The following is a 2232-nucleotide window of genomic DNA, read 5'->3' on the forward strand; positions in this document are numbered from 1 at the left end:
TCAGGGGCGCCGTTTTAGCTTCCAGTCTATTGCTAAGAAAGCAGTGTTATCACAGCTTAAGGCTTTGCATACTGGAACACTGAGTATTATCGATAACGGCCAGACTTATCGTTTCGGAAACGACAATAACGCTGATTTGATTGCCGAATTACATGTGAACGACGCGTCGTGTTATGTAGATATTATGACCGGCGGAAGTATCGGTGCTGCCGAGAGCTATATGACTGGCGATTGGTCGACGCCAGATTTAGCAAAGTTAGTGCGCTTGATGGTGCGCAACATGGATATTTTAGATGGTATGGAAGGGGGCTTTGCGGCCTTATCTAAGCCTGCTCTGAAAATCTTGCACCGCATGAACCAGAACACCGAAAAAGGCTCAAAACGTAACATTGCTTCACACTATGATTTGGGTAATGACTTTTTTGAAGCGTTTTTAGATCCAAGCATGATGTACTCGTCAGCAATTTTCCCAACTGAAGAATCGAGTTTGGAAGAAGCACAGCAATTCCGCTTAAAACGGATCTGTGAGCAACTACAGCTTAGTGAGCAAGATCATGTTGTTGAGATTGGAACAGGTTGGGGCGGCTTTGCGATCTACGCAGCAACACATTACGGATGTAAAGTTACGACGACCACGATATCGAAAGAACAATACGCGCTAGCCTGTGAAAGAGTTAGAGCAGCAGGCTTAGAGGATAAAATAACGCTTCTGCTTGAAGACTACAGAAATCTTGAGGGCACGTTCGACAAACTGGTATCGATTGAAATGATTGAAGCGGTTGGCTGGAAGTATTACAACACATACTACGAGACTTGCTCGCGACTTCTTAAGCCTACCGGTTTGATGTTGATTCAGGCAATTACGATTGCCGATCAACGTTATGACCGCGCGCGAAAAGATGTTGATTTCATTCAGCGTTATATTTTTCCTGGTAGCTGTATTCCTTCTATTACCGCATTAACACAGGCGATGCGAGATAGTTCAGACTTACGCATGGTTTCTCAGTTTGATTTCGCAGAACACTACGCAAGAACGCTATCTGCTTGGAATGAGGCCTGTAAGCGAGAGAAGGCAAAGATTACTGAGCTTGGTTACAGTGAGACATTTCAGCGAATGTGGGAGTTTTATTTGTGTTACTGTGAGGGCGGTTTTGCGGAACGTTCAATCGGTGTATCTCATCTAGTCTATGCTAAACCAGAGTTTCGAGATGAGGCCGTGGTTTAATTGAGGCAAATATGGCTGAGATAACAGCAACTCAAGGTTCCAGTGTTCGCGCTGACTATGCAACAAAGCATGTCATTGTAAATGCTGTGTTGTTTCAGTGTCTCTGGTTTGCTGCGATTCTAGAGGGCTGGCAGATAGCGCTAGCTCCTCTTGCTGTATTGCTTGCACATTTCTTTTTTGTTGTTCGAAATCGCAGCACATATGTGGCTTGTGCGGTCGTTATTTTATTTGGTTGTATCGCTGACAGCATTTTGGCTGATCTAGGTTTATATACATTCCCTAAAGATAACTTTTTACTACTTGGTTCTATGCCATTGTGGTTGTGTTTTATGTGGGTGGGATTTGCAGCGAGCCTCCCTCTGTCTTTGCGATGGTTACATACTTCTCCTTGGTTATTGATCGCTTTTTTCGCCATCGGTGGGCCAATGTCCTATTACGCGGGACATAAACTTGAGGCGTTAACGTTTTCGATCGAGCATTTACCGATTATTGCGGCTCTATGGCTAGCCGTTGGGTGCGTCGTATTAATGCTTAATCAGCGTCGACAAGCTTTCGTTTAAGTGACGTAGTTCCATATTAAATAGTCCGACTATTTCGATTCTACGTAATCTCTAACGTTGAATAAGAAGAGTATAGAGATGACTTTTTTATTTCGAAGAACAAAATTCCTTTTTCTGTTGATGCTTGGTGCAGTCTATACGTCTGTGGCTTTTGCAGATCAACTTAGATTCATCGGCAAAGCTTATGATATTGATAGCAACGAGCTGTTGTACGTTGAACGTCATTATGTAGAGCTCTCAAAGCAAGGCGAGTATGTTCAATCGCAAGTCATTTATGAGGGAGCGCAAGGTCAGCGTATTGCCGAGAAAGCGCTTAATTTTTCGGGAGCTTCATCCTTACAGCCCTATCTTCAATTCGAACAATTTAATAGCGATATTCGCTATGAAACGACTTCGATGCGCGACGCCCTGTTCCTAGACAGTAGTGGTGAGAGAACGCGTTTTAGT

At 43.7% G+C, this 2232-nt stretch carries 3 protein-coding genes; all 3 read left to right on the plus strand.

Annotated features, from left to right (window positions below; genetic code table 11):
* Positions 1-1225: class I SAM-dependent methyltransferase (locus tag A3739_RS03230; RefSeq protein ID WP_369821083.1), on the plus strand; the 1225-nt coding region annotated here is incomplete at its 5' end.
* An 11-nt stretch (positions 1226-1236) separates the two neighbouring features.
* Complete coding sequence (locus tag A3739_RS03235) at positions 1237-1785, plus strand: DUF2878 domain-containing protein (RefSeq protein ID WP_068480698.1); 549 nt, start codon at positions 1237-1239, stop codon at positions 1783-1785.
* Between the two features lie 78 nt (positions 1786-1863).
* A partial coding sequence (locus A3739_RS03240) for a hypothetical protein (protein ID WP_156502304.1) occupies positions 1864-2232 on the plus strand: 369 nt, incomplete at its 3' end.

The organism is Oleiphilus sp. HI0067 (genome assembly GCF_001635735.1).

What these genes read in the sequence shown, in the direction of transcription:
- A3739_RS03235 (WP_068480698.1), top strand. Translation starts at nt 1,237, where the DNA reads ATGGCTGAGATAACAGCAACTCAAGGTTCCAGTGTTCGCGCTGACTAT.